Origin of the sequence: Rhizobium sp. AG855 (genome assembly GCF_003610655.1) — a bacterium.
Taxonomy (GTDB): Bacteria; Pseudomonadota; Alphaproteobacteria; order Rhizobiales; family Rhizobiaceae; genus Allorhizobium; species Allorhizobium wuzhouense.
Genome location: NZ_RAQG01000003.1, coordinates 101,213 through 119,142, shown reverse-complemented (window position 1 = coordinate 119,142; position 17,930 = coordinate 101,213). Strand labels below are relative to the sequence as shown.

Genomic DNA, 17,930 nt, shown 5'->3' with positions numbered 1-17,930 from the left:
TCATGAGAGACACGTTTCATCAGCCCGTTGACGCGGCCCGTGTGCCCCGTTTTGCCGGCCATGCCACCTTCATGCGCCTGCCCGCCGTCGGATCGGCAGAGGGCCTGGATATAGCGCTGGTCGGCATCCCCTGGGATGGCGGCACGACCAATCGGGCCGGCGCGCGCCATGGCCCGCGCGAAGTCCGCAACTATTCGAGCCTCATGCGCAGCACGCACCATGTGTTTGGCACAGAGCCTTACAAGGTCGCCAATATCGCCGATGTCGGCGACGTCGCGGTCAATCCGATCGATCTTCTCGACGGATTGAAGCTGATCGAAGCCGGAATTGCGGATATCGTCGCCAAAGGTGCATTGCCGCTCTCCGTCGGCGGCGATCATCTGACGACGCTACCGGTCCTCAGGGCAGTCGCCCGGAACCGCGCCGTCGGGCTCATCCATTTCGATGCCCATTCCGACACAAACGACACCTATTTCGGCGACAATCCGTACACCCATGGAACGCCCTTCCGCCGGGCCATTGAAGAAAAGCTTCTCGATCCCCGTCGGGTGGTGCAGATCGGAATTCGCGGTTCCATCTATGGGCCGGACGAGCACGACTGGGCAAAGCAGCAGGGCATTCGCATCATCTACATGGAGGAATTTGCGGCACGCGGCCCCGAAGCTGTCATGGAGGAGGTGCGCGCCATCGTCGGTGATCTTCCGACATATGTCACCTTCGACATCGACTCGATCGATCCCTCCATGGCGCCAGGCACTGGCACCCCGGAAATCGGCGGCTTCTCCACCAGGGAAGCACAGCAGATGCTACGCCTGCTCGACGGATTGAACCTTGTCGGCGCAGACGTTGTGGAGGTCTCGCCGCCGTTCGATGTAGGCGGAATGACCTCGATCGTCGGCGCAACCATGGCTTTCGAATTGATGTGCATCCTCGCCAGACAGGTCGAACGGCAAAGGGCAGTGTCCGCCGGCTGAACTTCAAACTGCGCGAAGACCTGTGACAAACCTCAATGGCCTCCCGCCCAGGCGGGAGCTGCAGGAAGTCCGGCGATCTTGGCGCTCTGGAAGAGATCCGCCGGCGCGCACTGTCGCGCCTTGATCCCCCCCTTTATCATCGGACTGCATCGGGAGGTGGTGGGCATTCTGGTGCCTGTCACCTATCTAGCCCCAACAAGCGGCTCCATAAGTTATCACAGAGACTTCGTGATAACCCTCTCACTTCAGCGACGTGCGTGCCACTTCACGGCTAAGCATCGATTATCTATGTCTTCAGCCCGCACAAGTCAGCGGCCGCTGTCATTTTGTGATATTTTTGTTATTGTTGAACTGCCATTCCGTGATAACAATCGTGCCGGCATTTGGAGGCACTGCGGCGCATGCCAGCGCAGGAAATGGAATGCAGGATGGCCGGTTCGAGACGCAGTCGGACCACCCCGTCCATCTGAACACAGGTCTGCACCACCATCCGGAATGGTTCCACGAACTTTCGCCGGATCGATCGTGAGCGTTCACAATTCTCAAACGACACCGCCTTGGAGGAGGCCACCATGGAAACCCAGGACAAAGAAGAGGCCTTCAACAGCCGGATGATGCGCTTGGTCGAAAAATGCCACCGCGAAAACAGGCTGATCATGAACCACGTCTGTATCCGGGTGGACGATATCGACCGCACCGAAAAAGTGCTGACCGAGTCGTTCGGCATCGGCGCAGAAGGTTTTGTACGCGTGCAGGGCTCTTTGTTCAAAGGCGAAGCCGCCGTGAGCGGGACCTGGGTCAATGACGAATTCTACCTTGAACTGATGCAGCCGCTCGAAAAGCAGACACTGGGATATGATACTGGCTGCGGCGCCCCGATCGGGCACCTGAGCGAAGTTGGCTTCCTGACGCCGAACATGGACGCTGAACTCGAACGCCTCTCCAAACTGGGCTGGCAGATCACTGACAAGCTCTCCTCCGATCACTCGACAGAGGTCAAGATGGACATGAATCCATCCATCGGCTTCCCGATCGAGCTCATGGAGATAAAAATCGCGAAGAACGAGAACTGATCGCGCCCTGACAGACGCGAAACTGATAGCATAGCCGGAGTTCTGGATGGCCTATATTGAAATTCTCCCCAAATCTTCCGAGGCGCAGCAGACGCTGTTCGACGACAGTCACTCGGCGCTGAACCTTCTCTTTGAAGCAGTGAAAGAGACCCTCGAAGTTCCTGACCACGATATCATCGTCGAGCTGAACCAGTGCACCGTTCTGGCGTTCAACGCCACCGCAGTGAAGGCAGGCTCGGCACCGGATGTCGTCATCAAGATCGCCACCAGCGACCACCACTTGCAGCCACGGTTTCAGACCTTGAGCGACCAAATCGTCGCCGGTTGGAACGCGCATTTCGGCAGCGCGTTGAAAATGGAGCTTTGGATCGGCTTGATCGACACCTGGGGATGCAACATTCAGTTCGATGACACTGACGATATGGACGTCGCCACCTCAGCCGTCGCTTGAAGCAATCCCAGCAAACTGCGCAGCGGTTTTGCGCAAAAACAAAGATTGAGAGCCTTTTCGCAATTCGAAGAGAAGCGGAGAAGCTCTCGTTGGACATGGGGGAAACCGCCTCCCTTGGCGCATCCTGCGGAGACCAAGGTAGGCGGACCGAAATCGTTGCCGACCGCGCAGCGCTTGCCTGATGGCTAGGCTGCGCGGTCAGTGACAAAGGCGTAATCAGGCGGCTCGAACCTTCTTCGAGACGCGAGCCCATTCCGGAATCCAGTCACCATGGGCGGCCAGCAGATCGTCGGTCAGAGACCAGATTTGATCGAGATCCAGTTCGGCCGCCGTATGGGGGTCCATCATCGCCGCGTGATAAAGATGCTCGCGGTTTTCGGTCATCAGGGCCGCAACCGTCAGCTCTTGCACATTGATGTTGGTGCGGATCAGCGCCGTCAACTGTGGCGGCAGGGCACCGATATAGGTCGGTTGAATGCCGTTCTCGTCGACAAGGCACGGAACTTCCGCAGCGCAGTTGTCCGGCAGTGACGTGATGCAGCCATTGTTGCGCTGGTTGCCATAGATGACCGACGGTTCGCCGGTCCAGACGGAATTCATGATCGAAGATGCGTATTCCTTGGACTGCGTGACCTCGATCTTGTCGGCGGATCGATAGGCAGCGGCCTGCCCCTCCCATTTTTCCACCTGCTCAATGCAGCGCTTCGGATATTCGTCGAGCGGAATGCCGAATTTCTCGATCAGGTCTGGGCGCCCTTCCTTGATGAAATAGGGCGTGTATTCGGCAAAATGCTCCGAGCTTTCAGTGACGAAATAACCAAGCCGGGTGAGCATTTCGTAACGCACCTTGTTCGGGCAGCGCGGGTTCCAGGTGGGCTTGGGCGCCCGCCCCTCCCGGTAGCCGCGCAGGAGATCCGGATAGAGATCGCGGTAGGAACCATCAGCCTGGCGGTGCTCGAACTTCAGGAAGAAGGCCATGTGATTGATACCGGCCGACCGGTAGCGGATCTCCTCGTAGGGAATATCCAGATCGTGAGCCAGCTCCATGGCCGTCCCCTGCACGGAGTGGCACAAGCCCACCTGCTTGATCCTGGGATATTTCTCCGAGATCGCCCAGGTGTTGATCGCCATGGGATTGACGTATTGCAGCAGGATCGCCTCGGGGCAGACCTGCATCATGTCTTCGCAGATCCGCCAGAGATGCGGAACAGTCCGCAGCCCGCGCATGATGCCCCCGACACCCAGCGTATCGGCGATTGTCTGCCGCAGCCCGTACTTCTTGGGGACCTCGAAATCCGTCACGGTGCAAGGCTCATACCCCCCGATCTGGAAGGCGACGACGACGAAATCAGCCCCCTCCAGGGCTTTGCGCTGGTCCGAATGCAGTTCGACAGTGGCCTTGACGTCCAGCGTCGAAATCAGCTTGCTGACGACGACCGAACTTTCCTCCAGGCGTTGCGGATTGATGTCCATCAGCGCGATCTTCGCCCCTGAGAGCGCCGGACGCTGCAGAACGTCGCCGATGATATTCTTCATGAAAACAGTGGAGCCGGCGCCGATGAAGGTGATCTTGGGTTGTCTCGTCATGAATGATGCCTCGTGTCTGTGAATTATGCGGCGACTTCGAATGCGGCCCGGACGAGCCGTTCGGTATAGGCGGTCTTGGGATGGGATAGGACGTCCTCAACCGGCCCCTCTTCGACAATCCGGCCGTGCTGCATGACCACGACGCGGTGGCAGAGAGCCCGCACGACCTTCAGATCGTGAGAGATGAAGAGATAGCTGAGACCTTTCTCGTCCTGCAGCTTGCGCAGCAGGTCGATGATCTGCGCCTGGACCGAGAGATCCAGCGCGGACGTCGGTTCGTCGAGCAGGATGAATTCCGGCTCGAGGGCGACGGCGCGGGCGATCGCGATGCGTTGACGTTGGCCGCCCGAGAACTCATGCGGGAAACGCGCCAGGATATTGGTGGGGAGACCGGCGCTCGCCAGAGCCTCACGCACCCGGTCAAGCCGCTCGCTTCGGGTACTGCCCAGTCCGTTGACGATCAGGCCTTCCTCGATGATCTGACCGACGGACATGCGCGGATTGAGCGAGGAGAACGGATCCTGGAAGACCACCTGCATGCGCGAGCGCAGCGGACGCATCTGCTCACGACTCCTGGTCTCGATCGATTGGCCGTCGAAGAAGATCTCGCCACCTTCGACCGCCTGGAGTCGGATCAAGGCCTGGCCAAACGTCGTCTTCCCGGAACCGGACTCGCCGACGAGCCCCAGGGTTTCGTGGCGATGAAGCTTGAGATTGAGGCTGTCGACCGCAACCAGCTCCTTCAACCGGGGCTTGAAGAAACCGCCGGCCTTCAGCATGAAGGACACACGAACATCCCGGCCCTCCAGAATGGTGGCGGAGCCGGCCGGCATCGGATTGGCCTTTCCGCTCGGTTCGGAGGCCAGCAGGTGCCGGGTATAGGGATGCTGCGGACTGCGGAAGAGCTCTGCCGTCGTGTTGTGCTCCTTCACCTCGCCGCTCTGCATGACATAGACATAGTCGGAGAATTGCCGGACCACCGTCAGATCGTGGGTAATCAGGATCACGGCCATGCCGAGTGTCTTCTGCAGGTCCCGGATCAGGTTGAGGATCTGCGCCTGCACCGTGACATCGAGGGCCGTTGTCGGTTCGTCCGCGATCAGCACATCCGGATTGTTGGCAAGCGCCATGGCAATCATCACGCGCTGGCGCTGCCCGCCTGACAGCTGATGCGGATACTGGTTGAAGCGCGATTCCGGGTCGGGGATCTGCACCTGGCGCAAAAGCTCGAGCGTCCGGTCCGTGGCCTGCTGGCGGCTCATCTTCTGATGCACGCGGATCGCTTCGATGATCTGTGCGCCGATCGTATAGACCGGGTTGAGAGAGCTCATCGGCTCCTGAAATATCATCGAGATCCGGTTGCCACGCAGCGCCCGGCGTTGCCGATCGGAAAATTTCAACACGTTCTGGCCGTCATAGGCAATGCTGGAGGCTTTCGAGACCGAGGCGCGCTTGGTCAGGAGCCCCATCACCGCCCGGGCCGTGACGGATTTACCCGAACCCGACTCCCCGACGACCGCGATCGTCTCCCCCCGATAGAGCTGGAACGACACGTCCTTGACGGCGTCCACCTCGCCGTTCTCAACCTTGAATGTCACCGCCACATGACGCGCATCGATGATCGGTTTGCCAATGGCGGCCGCGTGATCATGCCGTTCTTCGGGGGCGAGCTTACTGATGTCGACGATGGCCATAGTCAGCTCCTCAATAGGGGTCGATCGCGTCGCGCAGACCGTCGCCAAGCGCATTGAACGCAAAGACGGTGATCAGCACGAAGGCAACGGGTGAGAGGATCCAGGGGTAGGACCCGATGACGGAATAAGTGGCGGTATCCTGCAGCATGAGACCCCAGGACATCAGCGGCGGCTTCACGGCAAACCCCAGGAAGCCGAGGAAGGATTCCAGAAGCACCACGCTCGGGATGGCGAGCGTGACAGAGACGATCACGTGGCTCATCACATTCGGAAAGATGTGCTGGAAGATGATGCGCCTGTCGGTCGCGCCGATTGCCATGGCCGCCCGCACATATTCGATACGGGCCAGCGCCAGCGTCTTGCCGCGCACTTCGCGTGACATCTGTGCCCAGCCGAGCGCCGACATGACGAAGATCACGAAGGCCAGGAAGACATGGGTGGGCGCGGTGACGGGGATCAGCGAGGTGAGCGCGAGGTAGAGCGGCAGTTGCGGGAAGGCGAGCACCAGTTCGACGAAGCGCTGCATCCAGGTGTCGAAGCGGCCACCGAAATAGCCCGACACCATGCCGACGGTGGTCCCGATGATCGTCACGATAAAGACGACCGTGAGCGCGATCATCAGGGACACCCGAGACCCATGCAGGATGCGCGACAGCACATCCCGTCCGAATTTGTCGGTGCCGAGAAAATTGACCGGCGTCCCGTCAAGGCCCCCGAAAAAATGGCGATCCGTGGGGATCAGGCCGAGGAGCTTGTAGGAAAAGCCCTTGACGAAGAAGCCGAGGTCAACCGGATTGGCGTAATCGGGGCCGATGATCGGCTGGAAAGTGATGGGGTCGAGCTCCGTGCCTTCGCCGAGCTTGTAAGTGCGGGGCCAGACCAGAGAGCCGTCCTGATCCGTGAGGCTGACGGTCTGCGGCGCGGCAAATGCAACACCTGTCAACTTCGGGTCCACGGGGGAGAAGAATTCGGCGAAGATCGTCATCAGCATCAACAGGCAGACGAGGACCAGTCCCGTCATCCCGGTCCAGGATCGCTTCAGACGCCGCCAGACAAGTGCCTGATAGGTTTCACTGTGATGGATTTCGGTGGCCGTTTCGACCATGGCGGGGCGGACATCAGCGGTCATGCGTGCGCTCCTCCACCCAGGCGAACACGTGGATCGAGCAGGGCCAACAGCATGTCCGCGATGATGTTGCCGACGATGAGCGTGGCCGAGAGAACCAGCATGAAGGTTGCGGTGACATAGACGTCGCCCACCCACATGGACCCGACAATGGCAGGGCCGACCGTCGGCAGCGCGAAGATGATGGCCGTCTCGATTTCGCCCGTCAGCATGTAGGGCAGCACGACGCCCTGATACATGACGAGCGGATGCAGCGCATTGGGCACGGCATGGCGCATGATCACCCGGCTTTCGCTCAGTCCCTTGGCGCGGGCGGTCTCGACATATTGCGCGTTCAGCGTATCGAGCAGATTGCCGCGCATGACCCGCATATTGTAGGCAAGCCCGCCAAACGTGGCGATCGCGATGACCGGCCAAACGTGTTTCAGAAGATCGACGAACTTGTCCCACGACCAGGGCGCACCGCCGTATTTCGCCGAATGGAAGCTGTTGATCTCGGTCACATTGAAATGGAAGACCAGGATGTAGACGATGATCAACGCCATGAGGAAGCGCGGCACGGTCATGCCGAGGAAGGATATGCCCGACAGCAGACTGTCGACCCAGGTATACTGGCGTGTGGCCGCGAGAATGCCGAAAGTGATGCCGATGACGGAAGCGAGAATATGGCAGACGAGCGCCAGCGCCAGCGTACGCGGCAATCGTTCGCCCACCACTTCGGACACCGGCTTGTTGTAAAAGAGGCTATGGCCGAAATCACCTCGGGTGACGATCCCTGTGACCCAGTTCACATACTGGACGACCATCGGTTTATCGAGCCCGTTGGCGATCTTGTAGGCTTGCGCCTGGGCATCGGCCTGCTCGAAGGAAGCGCCGCCCTGATTGATCATTTGCGAGCGGATGTAATCGCTATAGTCACCCGGCGGAGCCTGGATGATTGCAAAGGTGACGACGCTGAGCACGAACAGAACGGGTATGGCTGACGCGATGCGCACAAGCAGAAATCGGAACATGGCTGTTAGGTTCTCTTGTGTGTTCGGGGACATCGGGCCGCACCACAGCGCGGCCCGACGGGAAGCATGGATCAGTTGATCGGACCGGTCTCGCCGGGCTTGCCGGGGAGCTGCTGCGGGAAGAGTTCGAAGTCCCCCTGCTTGTCGGCAGCCACGTACATGCGCTCACGGATCACGGTGTCTTCCGCCCAGTTGAACATGAAGATCGGAGCACCCACCGGAACGTTGGAGAAGCGCTTGTTGATGATCAGAGCGCCCGGATATTCGGTCAAGCCGACCGTATCGACATTCTCGGTCGCAATCTTCTGATACTGCTTCATCAGGTCGGATCGTTCTGCATTGTCCTGCGAGGCGATGAACTTGTTGACGATCGTGACCATGTCCTTCTCATAAGGGAGAAGGTCGACGGAACCGTCAGTGCCTGCGCGATGGTGCCAGCTGGTCCGCGGCCCGGTCGGGGCAAGCTGGGTGGTGCTCTGCACAACGGATGTCAGCTCGGGATCGTTGCGGCGGATCGTCCAGTCGAACTGCCCGGCATAATGCGCATTGTCCTTCTTCACACCGTCGAGCGAGTTCAAGGTAACCTTCAGGCCGAGCTGCTCCATCTGGCCGATCACGCCTTCGGCGAGATTGCGGTCGGTGCCGTAGTCGCTATTGCCCAGCAACACGATCTGAACGTCCTTGCCTCCCTCGGTCCCCTCCGGGAAATTCACGAAGCCGTTGCCATCTGTGTCCTTCAGACCGACCTTTTCGAGAAGAGCCTTCGCACCCTCGAGATCGAAGGGATAATAGACGGTCGACGCACGATCGTAGAAGCTGGTCCCGGAGGACAGGCCGCCCGGATAAATGGCCGTGAATGGTCCCTTGACCAGCGAGTCACCGATCTTCTTGCGATCGAGCGCCATGGTGACGGCCTTGCGGAAGTCCGTGTTGCGATTGAGCTCGCGCACCGCCTTGGCCCGTCCGTCTGGTTCGCCCCAGCCATTGCCCGAGAGGTTCATGCGCAGATTGTAGCCGATCAGTCGGCCGCCGAAGGCGAGACGCGCCGGCGCCGTTTCCTGGGCGGCCCGTTTCAGCGACTCGACGAAGTTTTCGGGCTGCTCAAGATTGGAGAAATCGCCCGAACCCGCAATCGCCTGCACGTCGCGGTCGGCCCAGGTCGACAGCTTGTAGTGCATTTCGTTGATGTAGGGCAGCTGCTGGCCGTTTTCGTCGACCTTCCAGTAATAGGGATTGCGCCGCAGGACGATGATGTCGTCGGGCCGATACGAGACCGGAACCCAGGCGCCCATGACGGGAATGTTCATGAACTCGGCCGGGAAGCCGTTCTTGTACTGGTCGTAGGTCATATCCTTGTTGTATTTCGGATGTTTGGTCTTGAGGATATGAGCCGGGCCCGGGCAGAAGGTGCCATAGGCCATGGAGTAGAGATACTGCCGCGGGAAGGCCTCTTTGAACGTCCATTCGACGGTATAGTCGTCGATGGCCTTGAGAACTGTCCCTTCACCGAAGGTTTCCGGTGTGGCGCCGTTGAGCGGCGATACGTTCGTATCGACGACGTTGTCATTCCAGTAGAACATCACATCTTCCGAGGTGAAGGGCACACCGTCCGACCACTTCGCGCCCTCGATCAGATGCATGGTCAGCTTGTGACCGTCTTCGGACCATTCCCAGCTGCGCGCCAGGTTCGGCAGCGGCTCGACATCCTTGGCTTCGACCTGGAACAGGGGAGCCGTGCGGGTCAGGCATTCGGACATGGCGATGTCGATACCGCCCCAGCCCTGGGTCTGGCCGGCGGAGTAGTTCCAACCTTCAGGTCGCCCGCCAATGACGTGACGCAAGGTGTCGCCATAGACGCCAATCCCGTCCGGCATGTTGCCGGTCTTGAAGACCATGGGTTCCTTTGGCAAACGCTCCGCGACCGGGGGCAGCTTGCCCGTCTTGACGAATTTCTCCGTCACCCAGTCCGGTTCGTGATATTCGGGCAGCGCCTTGAATTCGAGAATGGAATCCCGTGGCACATAGGTGATCTTGCCCTGAGCCGGGAAAGGCGGTGCTTCCGGCACCACGGTCGGTTGCGACGCCATGGCGCCGATGGCAAAGCTGGATACGCCCAGTAGAAGGGCAGCAGTGGATCTCAGATAGCGGTAGCGTTTCATTGTCGTTGTCATCCCTCATGCTCCAGACCACCCGGAATGGGCGGCTCTCCTCCAAAAAGCACCCGGCCTGACGACGGCATGCCGCCGACCGGAGGAGAGGACGAAACCTCGCCCAACTCCCCGACGCGGCTCCTCCTCAAAAAGCCGGTCGGAATTTCACGTCATAACCAGCCTCAGCCCGCCGGCTGCAGCTTTCTGGCTTCCTTCTCCGCGCGCAATTCGTCGATCGAACGAACCTCGCGACGCGCAACACCATTCCAATCGCGGGTCTTGACGGTCGACCGGCTCAGCCTTTCCTTGGCCGCAGGGACGGCATGAGCGTATTGCGGCAGCCATTGCGCCTGGGCGACGACCATTTCATCGACCATCTGCCACACCTCCTCCGGCGTGCAGATCGCGCCGACCAGCGGGTCATGCAGGACCGCCAGCTTCAGGAGATCGATATCGCCGGAAATTGCGGCGTGAACCGACATGCGCTGGACATTGATCGACGAGATGCAGGTGGCGGCACAGGCTTCCGGCAACGTGATCCCGGCCACCATGTTGATGCCGAAGCGATCGACGAAACCGGGTGACTCGATGATCGCGTCCGACGGCAGATTGGTGATGACGCCGTTGTTCCTGACGTTGAAGTGGCCGCGATAGACACGCTCTGTCTCCAGCGCCTCAAGGATATGGCTGGCATGTTCATTGGACCGACGGGCAGGGTCGATCGGCTTGCCGGCGTCTTCCAGGAACTGCGGAAACTCCGTCTCGAACCAGTTACGGGTTTCGGTCGAGTAGCGCAGATACCCACCGGTCTCGCCGTGAATCCAGTCGGACATGTCGATCCAGCGACCGATCTCGTCCGGCCGCTTGCGATACCAGGGAAGATATTCCGACAGATGACCGTTGCTTTCGGTGGAATAGACGCCGAAGCGCTTGAGCACGTCTATCCGTAACTTTTCCTGTTTCGAGAAGATCGGATGTGCCTCGAAGGCGGCGACCAGTTCGTCCTTGCCGATCCGCCGGCCCTTCAGACGCACATCCACGAACCAAGTCTGGTGATTGATGCCGGAGCAGATGTAGTCGAGTTCTCCGGGCCCGGCGCCGAGGATTTCCGCGATCTGTTCGGCGCCGTGCTGAACGCCGTGGCAAAGACCGATCGTGTCGACCTTGCCGTATTCGATCGCCGCCCAGGTGTTCATCGCCATGGGATTGGCATAGTTGAGGAATTTCGCGCCCGGCTCGGCCAATTCCCGGATATCCTTGCAGAAATCCAGAATGACCGGGATATTGCGCTGACCGTAGAGGATGCCGCCCGCACAGATCGTATCGCCGACGCACTGATCGACGCCGTATTTCAGCGGGATACGGATATCATCCGCATAGGCTTCCAGCCCGCCGACACGCACACAACTGATGATGTAACGCGCGCCGGCGATGGCTTCGCGGCGATCGGTCGATGCGGTGACTTTCGCCGGCAGGTTGTTCGACTGCACGATCTTGTCGAGGATCGCCTTGATCATCCCGAGATTGTGCTCGCTGACATCGGTCAGCGCGAATTCGACATCGCGAAACTCCGGCACGCACAGGATGTCGGTGAAAAGTTTCTTGGTGAAGCCGACACTACCGGCACCGATAATGGCAATCTTGAAGCTGCTCATGCTGTCCTCTTCGCTGATCATTCGGTCGGCAGAATGGACAGGGTAAAATCAACGCGCCAAGGGTCGAAGTGCAAGCACGCCCTCCCCTCCTCACACCTCCCTGCCGACACCGCTCCAACCCGGTCATCTTGCATTGTTGGATGCCATTATGCGTATAATGAAAGCCGTCACCAGAGAGGTATTGTGCTTTCATGGGTAATTCTGTGCTGAACCGACTGATCGAAAATGGGCCGACCATGCGCACGGTTTCTTTGCCGCGCGGTCGCCACAGCCTTCACACGATGCCGACAAGCACGGGCTACGAGGTCCGCACAGACCCGAGTTATGACTGGGATGGACGAAAACGCGGGCAGACACCGTTCACGGTGCTGCAACACACAATCGCGGGGGCCGGCAACCTGCGGTATGAAAACCGCAACTATCGGATCAAGGAGGGTGAAACCCTTCTGGTCCTCGTGCCCCACAACCATCGCTACTGGCTGGAGCAGAACGGCCGGTGGGAGTTTTTCTGGATCTCCATGAACGGCGAGGAAGCGCTGCGCATCCACAAGGCCATCCTCGCGACCAGCGGCCCGGTCCTCAATCTGAAACCGGAAACGATCGAGCGCCTCGCGGACTGCAGCCTGCGGCTGATCGCCGGGGGAACGGATGCGCCCGGCAAGGCATCCGCCATTGCCTACGAAGCCGCCATGGTTCTTTACGACGATGTGTTCGGCTCACATCCGGTGTTCAGCGAGGAACAACGCCGGATGAAGCATGTCATCGATCACATCGCGGCCAATTTGGAGCATCCTCTCCCGGTCGAAACGCTTGCGGAAGTGTCCGGCCTTAGCCGCGCGCATTTCTCCAGAGTGTTCACGATGAGCGAGGGCGTGCCGCCGGCCGAGTTCGTGATGCGCAAGCGGCTGCAACGAGCGACCAAACTCCTGACCAAGGCCGCCGACCTGTCAGTGAAGGAGGTCGCCGTCATGTCCGGTTTCGAGGACCCGAACTATTTCGCCAAAGTCTTTCGCCGACATTTCGGCGCAAGCCCGACCGATTTCCGCACCACCGGCATGTATTCCAGCATTGCCGCAAACGGTTACGTCTCTGCATCGACCCGCAACGAGTAGCGGTCTTGCAAGCGGAATGGGACCGCGCGCCATGCCGAGGCAACACGCGCAAGCTCACGGCGAGCGGCCCGTAGATGCACGCCCGAAACGCAGTCAGGCGCATCTACGGCATGTCAACAACAGCGGGTTTTGGGCGCCTCACGGCGCCACCCTTCAGTTGTTCAGGACGTCTTCAGTGCTCACGACATTCGCATAGGCGAACGCCAGAGCGGCCATGAACGATGCGTGCACATCGGCGGCAGCGACTGTCCTGCCGGCGAATTCCAGATCCCGGGTGGCGACGGCATCATGGACGACAGTCACGGCATAGCCGAGATCGGATGCGGCGCGGGCGAGCGCATCGATGCACATGTGGCTCATCGCGCCCACGACAACCAGATTCGTCACGCCCTGTGCATCCAGGATCGCCTTGAGGTCGGTTCCGAGGAAGCCGTTGATGTTCGATTTCGTCACGACCGCTTCGCCTTCCACCGGCGCAACCGTCGTATTGATCTCGGCGCCCGATGTTTCCGGAATGAAGAAACTCGCATCCTCTTCCCCCGCATGATGGCGGATATGGACGATCGTTTCCTTATTGGTCCGGAAACGGTCAAGGATTTTGCGGGCCTTCTCCGCCGCCTGGGCGGTACCGACGAGGGTAAATGCCCCACCATCGAAATAGTCGTTCTGGAAATCCACCAGGACCAAGGCTGTCGCGGTCATCTCTGCTCCCTGAGAGTTGGTTTCGTTGATCGTCACTTCGAGGAAGGAATGGCATCAACACACCTTTCCGTCCATCGTTGAAGGGGCCTGCCGCTAGACGACATGCCCGTAAAGCGCCCATTCGACCTCGGTAACCGTTGAGGCGAGCCGTTGATATTCTGCCTTTTTGACGGCGATGAAGGCCCGGTGTAGGTCTTTTCCAAGTACCTCCTCCACGAACGGAGAACGTTCTGCGCGATCGATGGCATCCAGCCAGGAGCGCGGCAAGGTTGCACCATCCGCCGGATCAACTCCGGACTTGGCCGGGCCGGGGTCGATTTTCCCGGCGATGCCGTCGAGGGCGCCTGCGAGGGTAACCGCAGCAACCAGATACGGATTGGAATCGACGCCCGCGACCCGGTGTTCGAAATGGCGGGCATTGCCACCGGACGCCGGAACGCGGATGGCAACGGTACGGTCCTCGACACCCCAGTCATCGGATGCGGGCGAATAGGATGTCGAGGCAAATCGGCGCCAGGAATTGAGGAAGGGCGCCAGCACCAGCATGGTGTCGCCGATCGTCCGCCTGATGCCGCCGATCGCCTGCAACATCAACGGGTTCAGCTTGTCGCCGTCGATATCGGCGAAGAGATTTTCGCCAGCCTGGCCGGCAAGCGACAGATGCAGATGCATGCCGGAGCCAGCCTCGCCTCCGAATGGTTTGGCCATGAAACAGGCCTCCATGCCAAATCTGCGCGCCGTGGTTCGGATCAATCTCTTGGCGACAATCACATCATCGGCGGCCCTCAAAAGATCACGATACTTGATCGTCAATTCGTATTGGCCCGGCGCATATTCCGAGATCAGGGACTCCAGCGTCAGGTCCAGATGTCGGGCGCCGGCATAAACCGCCTCAAAGAATGGCGCCATCTCATCGAGTTCGTCGACCGCCATGGTGTTGCGGTAGGGCGAGCGGCGACCGGTCAGGGCATACCGCGCGGGTCGCCTGTCACCGGCAGGACCTGCTTCCTTGTCGATCAGGTAGAACTCAAGCTCGAAGGCCCCCATGGGCGCATAACCCGACTGGCGGGCGCGTTCCATCTGGGCCACCAGTGCAAAACGCGGATCGGCGGAATAAGGCTGCCCGCTCTCGTCATACATGCTGACGAGAACCTGGCCGCGCCCCGTCGACGGCAGAAACCCAAGTGTGCCGGGCAGAGGGAAGCAACGCTTGTCGCCGCCCCCATCCGTCAAAACCTGTCCCGACTCCTCGACATCATCGCCCGTCACGTCCTGCCCGAACAGCGAACTCGGCATCGCCCTGCCGGAGCGGTAGAGCGACTGAAGCTCGTGCCGACGAATGATCTTGCCGCGTCCGATGCCATGGCAGTCCGTCATGACGACGTCGATCGCTTCTGCCTCGGGATAGGTGGCCAGAAAGGTTTCGGCTTCGTCAGCCGAGGCACCGGATGGGAGGTAAATCATGTCGTAGCGAGGTCCACCTTGGAGATATCAGGCAATCAGCCCGTTGGATTTTGCGTCGGCATAGGTCAGTTCGATGACCTTCTGCGCGATCGACACCAGTTCGTCCGCTTCCTCATGGGTCAATGTGAACGGAGGCGCAATCACCATGCGGTCACCGACGGCACGCATCACGAGCCCGTTCTTGAAGGAATGCTCACGTGCGATCATGCCGATGCGCGCATCCTCGTCGAAGCCCTTCCTGGAAGACTTGTCCTTCGTAAACTGGAACGCGCCGATCAGACCTTCCATGACAGCCTCGCCGACGATGGGATGGTCGGCAAGCGTCTTCCACTTATGCTTCAGATAAGGGCCGATATCCGTGCGAACGCGATCGACCAGCTTCTCCTCGCGGAGAATTTTCAGGGTCGCGATGGCTGCCGCGCAAGCGGCGGGATGGCCGGAATAGGTATGACCATGGGCGAATTCGCCGCCCTTTTCGAGGAGAACCTTGGCGACCCGGTCGGACACGCCGACAGCACCGAGCGGGATGTAGCCCGAGGTGATGCCCTTCGCCATGGTGAGGAAATCCGGTTCCGTCCCCATCAGTTCACAACCGAACCACTCCCCGGTCCGACCGAAACCGCAGATGACTTCATCCGAGATGAGAAGGATGTCGCGTTCCTTCAGACCGGCCGAAAGCGCCGGCCAGTAAGTCTTCGGAGGAACGATAACGCCACCCGCACCCATGATCGGCTCACCGATCATGGCGCCAATGCGATCTGAACCAATCGCGTCGATCAGCGACAGCGTCTGATGCGCCACATGGAGGCCGAACTCATCCGAGCTCATGTCGCCACCATAGCTCCACCAGTCCGGCGACGGGGCGTGATAGATGCCGGGGATCGGCAGGCCACCCTGCTTGTGCATCGAGCCGAAGCCACCCAGCGACGCAGCAGCGACCGTGGAACCGTGATATCCGCCGCGCCGGGAGATGAAGATGCTCTTCTCCGGCTTGCCCTCAAGTTCCCAGTAATAGCGGACGAGACGGAAGATCGTGTCGTTCGATTCCGACCCCGAGCCGGTGTAGTGGAAATAGTTGAACTGAGGCGGCGTGACCTCGCTCAGCAGTGCCGAAAGCTCGGCGACCGACGGGTGAGTCGTGTTGAAGAAGGTGTTGTAGAAGGTCAACTCTTCGAGCTGGCGCGAAACGGCATCGATGATGTCGCGGCGACCATGGCCAGCATTGACACACCACAGACCGCTCATGCCGTCGAGGATGCGATTGCCTTCGGAATCGTGGAGATAAACTCCCGACGACTGGGTGATAACCCGCGCACCGCGCGCATTGAGCTCACGCGTATTGGTGAAGGGATGCAGATGATGGGCGGCATCGAGGCGGCGGATCTCTGCCGTGGAATTCGAGAGGGTCATGGCATCTCCTGTTCTTGGCTCTGCGCGAGCGCGACATGAAGGGGGCCGGCATCAGCCGGCGAAAATATAACTGGTCTTGACGGTGGTGTAGAATTCGGCGGCGTAGCGGCCCTGCTCGCGCGGACCATGGCTGCTGCCTTTGCGACCGCCGAACGGGACGTGATAGTCGACGCCGGCTGTTGGCAGATTGACCATCACCATCCCAGCCGTCGAGCGACGCTGGAACTCGCGAGCGTATTTGAGGCTGCCCGTGCAGATGCCGGAAGACAGTCCGAACTCGGTGTCATTCGCGACGGCGACCGCCTCTTCGAAATCGCCAACCTTGATCACGCTTGCGCAGGGGCCGAAGATTTCTTCACGGCTGACGCGCATGTCGTTCGTTGCGCCTACAAAAAGTGCAGGTTTCTGGAAATGACCCTGCGGCAATTCATCAATCCGCTCGCCGCCCAACACCTCGCATCCCTCTTCGCGGGCCAGCGCGACATAGGCGAGGTTGTTATCGAGCTGGGACGCGGACGCCACCGGCCCCATCTGGCTTTCGGCCGCAAACGCCGGTCCGACCTTGAGCCCCAGCGCCGCCTTGCCCAGCGCCTCAACGAAGCGGTCGTGAATCCGCTCTTGCACGATCAGTCGAGAGGACGCCGTGCAACGCTGCCCCGTCGAGAAGAATGCACCGTTGAGGCATGCCGCGACGGCAAGATCGATGTCGGCATCATCCATGACCACCATCGGATTCTTGCCACCCATTTCGAGCTGAACCTTCTTCAGGCTCTCAGCGGCAGAGCGGGCAATGCCCCGTCCCGTGGGAACGGATCCCGTAAACGACACGGCCTGGACCAGAGGATTCGACAGCATGGCCGGGCCAATCCGCGAGCCGGGCCCCATGACGAGATTGAACAAGCCGGCGGGGCAGCCTGCCTCGACAATGATCTCGGCAAGAAGATGTGCAGTTCCGGGCGTCAGGTCTGCCGGCTTCAGGATGACGGCATTGCCATAGGCAAGAGCGGGCGCGATCTTCCAGGCCGGGATCGCGATCGGGAAATTCCAGGGGGTGATCAGTCCGACGACGCCCAGAGGTTCACGCCGAATATCGACATCCACACCGGCTCTGACGGATGCAACGCTCTCGCCCGAAAGCCGGAGCGCCTCCCCGGCAAAGAAGCGAAAGATCTGGCCGGCGCGGAGCGTCTCGGCGCGCGCCTCAGACAGGACCTTGCCCTCTTCGCGTGCCAGCATATGGGCAAGTGGCTCGACCTTTGCCTCGATCCCGGCCGCGATCCTGTCGAGCAGATCGGCCCTGGCCTGAGGCCCCTTGGCATAAAACGAACGTTGCGCATCGGCAGCCGCTTCGGCCGCACGATGAACATCCTCGGCGCTACCACTGGCATAGAGACCGATCAGGTCGGAAACATCCGAAGGATTGCGATTCTCGGTGAGCGAAACCCCATCCAGCCATCGGCCGGCGACGAGGTTCTTATGCGTGTCGGACATGGGGCCCTCCGATTGACGGATTTCAGAT

General features: G+C 60.2%; 14 protein-coding genes. 4 read left to right on the top strand and 10 right to left on the bottom strand.

All coding sequences use genetic code 11. The features are described from left to right. Nucleotides 1-2: 2 nt before the first annotated feature. From speB to DFO46_RS00530, 3 genes are all read left to right on the top strand, one after another. Nucleotides 3-974 carry an agmatinase gene (gene speB, locus DFO46_RS00540; protein ID WP_120275960.1) on the top strand — a complete coding sequence of 324 codons (972 nt, stop codon included), beginning with the start codon at nucleotides 3-5 and terminating at the stop codon, nucleotides 972-974. Between the two features lie 572 nt (nucleotides 975-1,546). Further along, nucleotides 1,547-2,047, top strand: a complete 501-nt coding sequence (locus DFO46_RS00535) for a VOC family protein (protein WP_120275959.1) — start codon at nucleotides 1,547-1,549, stop codon at nucleotides 2,045-2,047. Nucleotides 2,048-2,093: 46 nt separating this feature from the next. Further along, nucleotides 2,094-2,498 (top strand): hypothetical protein, encoded by a 405-nt coding sequence (locus tag DFO46_RS00530; protein WP_120275958.1) that lies wholly within the window; start codon nucleotides 2,094-2,096, stop codon nucleotides 2,496-2,498. A gap of 216 nt (nucleotides 2,499-2,714) precedes the next feature. Here DFO46_RS00530 and DFO46_RS00525 read toward each other — a convergent pair whose 3' ends face one another. The 6 genes from DFO46_RS00525 to DFO46_RS00500 all read right to left on the bottom strand — a co-directional run bounded on the left by DFO46_RS00525 (nucleotide 2,715) and on the right by DFO46_RS00500 (nucleotide 11,723). Then, a complete protein-coding gene (locus DFO46_RS00525; protein ID WP_120275957.1) occupies nucleotides 2,715-4,085 on the bottom strand; it encodes an alpha-glucosidase/alpha-galactosidase in 1,371 nt (456 codons plus the stop codon). Nucleotides 4,086-4,108: 23 nt separating this feature from the next. Then, complete coding sequence (locus DFO46_RS00520) at nucleotides 4,109-5,779, bottom strand: ABC transporter ATP-binding protein (protein WP_110792383.1); 1,671 nt, start codon at nucleotides 5,777-5,779, stop codon at nucleotides 4,109-4,111. A gap of 10 nt (nucleotides 5,780-5,789) precedes the next feature. Continuing rightward, complete coding sequence (locus DFO46_RS00515) at nucleotides 5,790-6,908, bottom strand: ABC transporter permease (RefSeq protein ID WP_120275956.1); 1,119 nt, start codon at nucleotides 6,906-6,908, stop codon at nucleotides 5,790-5,792. Then, on the bottom strand, nucleotides 6,905-7,918 hold the full coding sequence (locus DFO46_RS00510) for an ABC transporter permease (protein ID WP_110792381.1): 1,014 nt from the start codon (nucleotides 7,916-7,918) through the stop codon (nucleotides 6,905-6,907). Before DFO46_RS00510 ends, DFO46_RS00515 begins: the two co-directional genes overlap by 4 nt. A 71-nt stretch (nucleotides 7,919-7,989) precedes the next feature. Next, nucleotides 7,990-10,077 (bottom strand): ABC transporter substrate-binding protein, encoded by a 2,088-nt coding sequence (locus DFO46_RS00505; RefSeq protein WP_120278085.1) that lies wholly within the window; start codon nucleotides 10,075-10,077, stop codon nucleotides 7,990-7,992. A 173-nt stretch (nucleotides 10,078-10,250) separates the two neighbouring features. Then, nucleotides 10,251-11,723 (bottom strand): alpha-glucosidase/alpha-galactosidase, encoded by a 1,473-nt coding sequence (locus DFO46_RS00500; RefSeq protein ID WP_120278084.1) that lies wholly within the window; start codon nucleotides 11,721-11,723, stop codon nucleotides 10,251-10,253. 191 nt (nucleotides 11,724-11,914) lie between these two features. On the opposite strand from DFO46_RS00500, the gene DFO46_RS00495 reads away from it, so the two are divergent. After that, nucleotides 11,915-12,835, top strand: a complete 921-nt coding sequence (locus DFO46_RS00495) for an AraC family transcriptional regulator (RefSeq protein ID WP_120275955.1) — start codon at nucleotides 11,915-11,917, stop codon at nucleotides 12,833-12,835. Between the two features lie 153 nt (nucleotides 12,836-12,988). Here DFO46_RS00495 and DFO46_RS00490 read toward each other — a convergent pair whose 3' ends face one another. The 4 genes from DFO46_RS00490 to DFO46_RS00475 form a co-directional block, all read right to left on the bottom strand. Continuing rightward, nucleotides 12,989-13,537, bottom strand: a complete 549-nt coding sequence (locus tag DFO46_RS00490; RefSeq protein WP_120275954.1) for a cysteine hydrolase family protein — start codon at nucleotides 13,535-13,537, stop codon at nucleotides 12,989-12,991. Nucleotides 13,538-13,630: 93 nt separating this feature from the next. Further along, on the bottom strand, nucleotides 13,631-15,001 hold the full coding sequence (locus tag DFO46_RS00485) for a glutamine synthetase family protein (RefSeq protein ID WP_120275953.1): 1,371 nt from the start codon (nucleotides 14,999-15,001) through the stop codon (nucleotides 13,631-13,633). 27 nt (nucleotides 15,002-15,028) lie between these two features. Continuing rightward, nucleotides 15,029-16,411 carry an aspartate aminotransferase family protein gene (locus DFO46_RS00480; RefSeq protein WP_120275952.1) on the bottom strand — a complete coding sequence of 461 codons (1,383 nt, stop codon included), beginning with the start codon at nucleotides 16,409-16,411 and terminating at the stop codon, nucleotides 15,029-15,031. Between the two features lie 51 nt (nucleotides 16,412-16,462). Continuing rightward, nucleotides 16,463-17,902, bottom strand: a complete 1,440-nt coding sequence (locus tag DFO46_RS00475) for an aldehyde dehydrogenase family protein (RefSeq protein ID WP_120275951.1) — start codon at nucleotides 17,900-17,902, stop codon at nucleotides 16,463-16,465. Nucleotides 17,903-17,930 lie beyond the last annotated feature (28 nt).

What these genes read in the sequence shown, in the direction of transcription:
- speB (WP_120275960.1), top strand. Translation starts at nt 3, where the DNA reads ATGAGAGACACGTTTCATCAGCCCGTTGACGCGGCCCGTGTGCCCCGT.
- DFO46_RS00535 (WP_120275959.1), top strand. Translation starts at nt 1,547, where the DNA reads ATGGAAACCCAGGACAAAGAAGAGGCCTTCAACAGCCGGATGATGCGC.
- DFO46_RS00530 (WP_120275958.1), top strand. Translation starts at nt 2,094, where the DNA reads ATGGCCTATATTGAAATTCTCCCCAAATCTTCCGAGGCGCAGCAGACG.
- DFO46_RS00525 (WP_120275957.1), bottom strand. Translation starts at nt 4,085, where the DNA reads ATGACGAGACAACCCAAGATCACCTTCATCGGCGCCGGCTCCACTGTT.
- DFO46_RS00520 (WP_110792383.1), bottom strand. Translation starts at nt 5,779, where the DNA reads ATGGCCATCGTCGACATCAGTAAGCTCGCCCCCGAAGAACGGCATGAT.
- DFO46_RS00515 (WP_120275956.1), bottom strand. Translation starts at nt 6,908, where the DNA reads ATGACCGCTGATGTCCGCCCCGCCATGGTCGAAACGGCCACCGAAATC.
- DFO46_RS00510 (WP_110792381.1), bottom strand. Translation starts at nt 7,918, where the DNA reads ATGTTCCGATTTCTGCTTGTGCGCATCGCGTCAGCCATACCCGTTCTG.
- DFO46_RS00505 (WP_120278085.1), bottom strand. Translation starts at nt 10,077, where the DNA reads ATGAAACGCTACCGCTATCTGAGATCCACTGCTGCCCTTCTACTGGGC.
- DFO46_RS00500 (WP_120278084.1), bottom strand. Translation starts at nt 11,723, where the DNA reads ATGAGCAGCTTCAAGATTGCCATTATCGGTGCCGGTAGTGTCGGCTTC.
- DFO46_RS00495 (WP_120275955.1), top strand. Translation starts at nt 11,915, where the DNA reads ATGGGTAATTCTGTGCTGAACCGACTGATCGAAAATGGGCCGACCATG.
- DFO46_RS00490 (WP_120275954.1), bottom strand. Translation starts at nt 13,537, where the DNA reads ATGACCGCGACAGCCTTGGTCCTGGTGGATTTCCAGAACGACTATTTC.
- DFO46_RS00485 (WP_120275953.1), bottom strand. Translation starts at nt 15,001, where the DNA reads ATGATTTACCTCCCATCCGGTGCCTCGGCTGACGAAGCCGAAACCTTT.
- DFO46_RS00480 (WP_120275952.1), bottom strand. Translation starts at nt 16,411, where the DNA reads ATGACCCTCTCGAATTCCACGGCAGAGATCCGCCGCCTCGATGCCGCC.
- DFO46_RS00475 (WP_120275951.1), bottom strand. Translation starts at nt 17,902, where the DNA reads ATGTCCGACACGCATAAGAACCTCGTCGCCGGCCGATGGCTGGATGGG.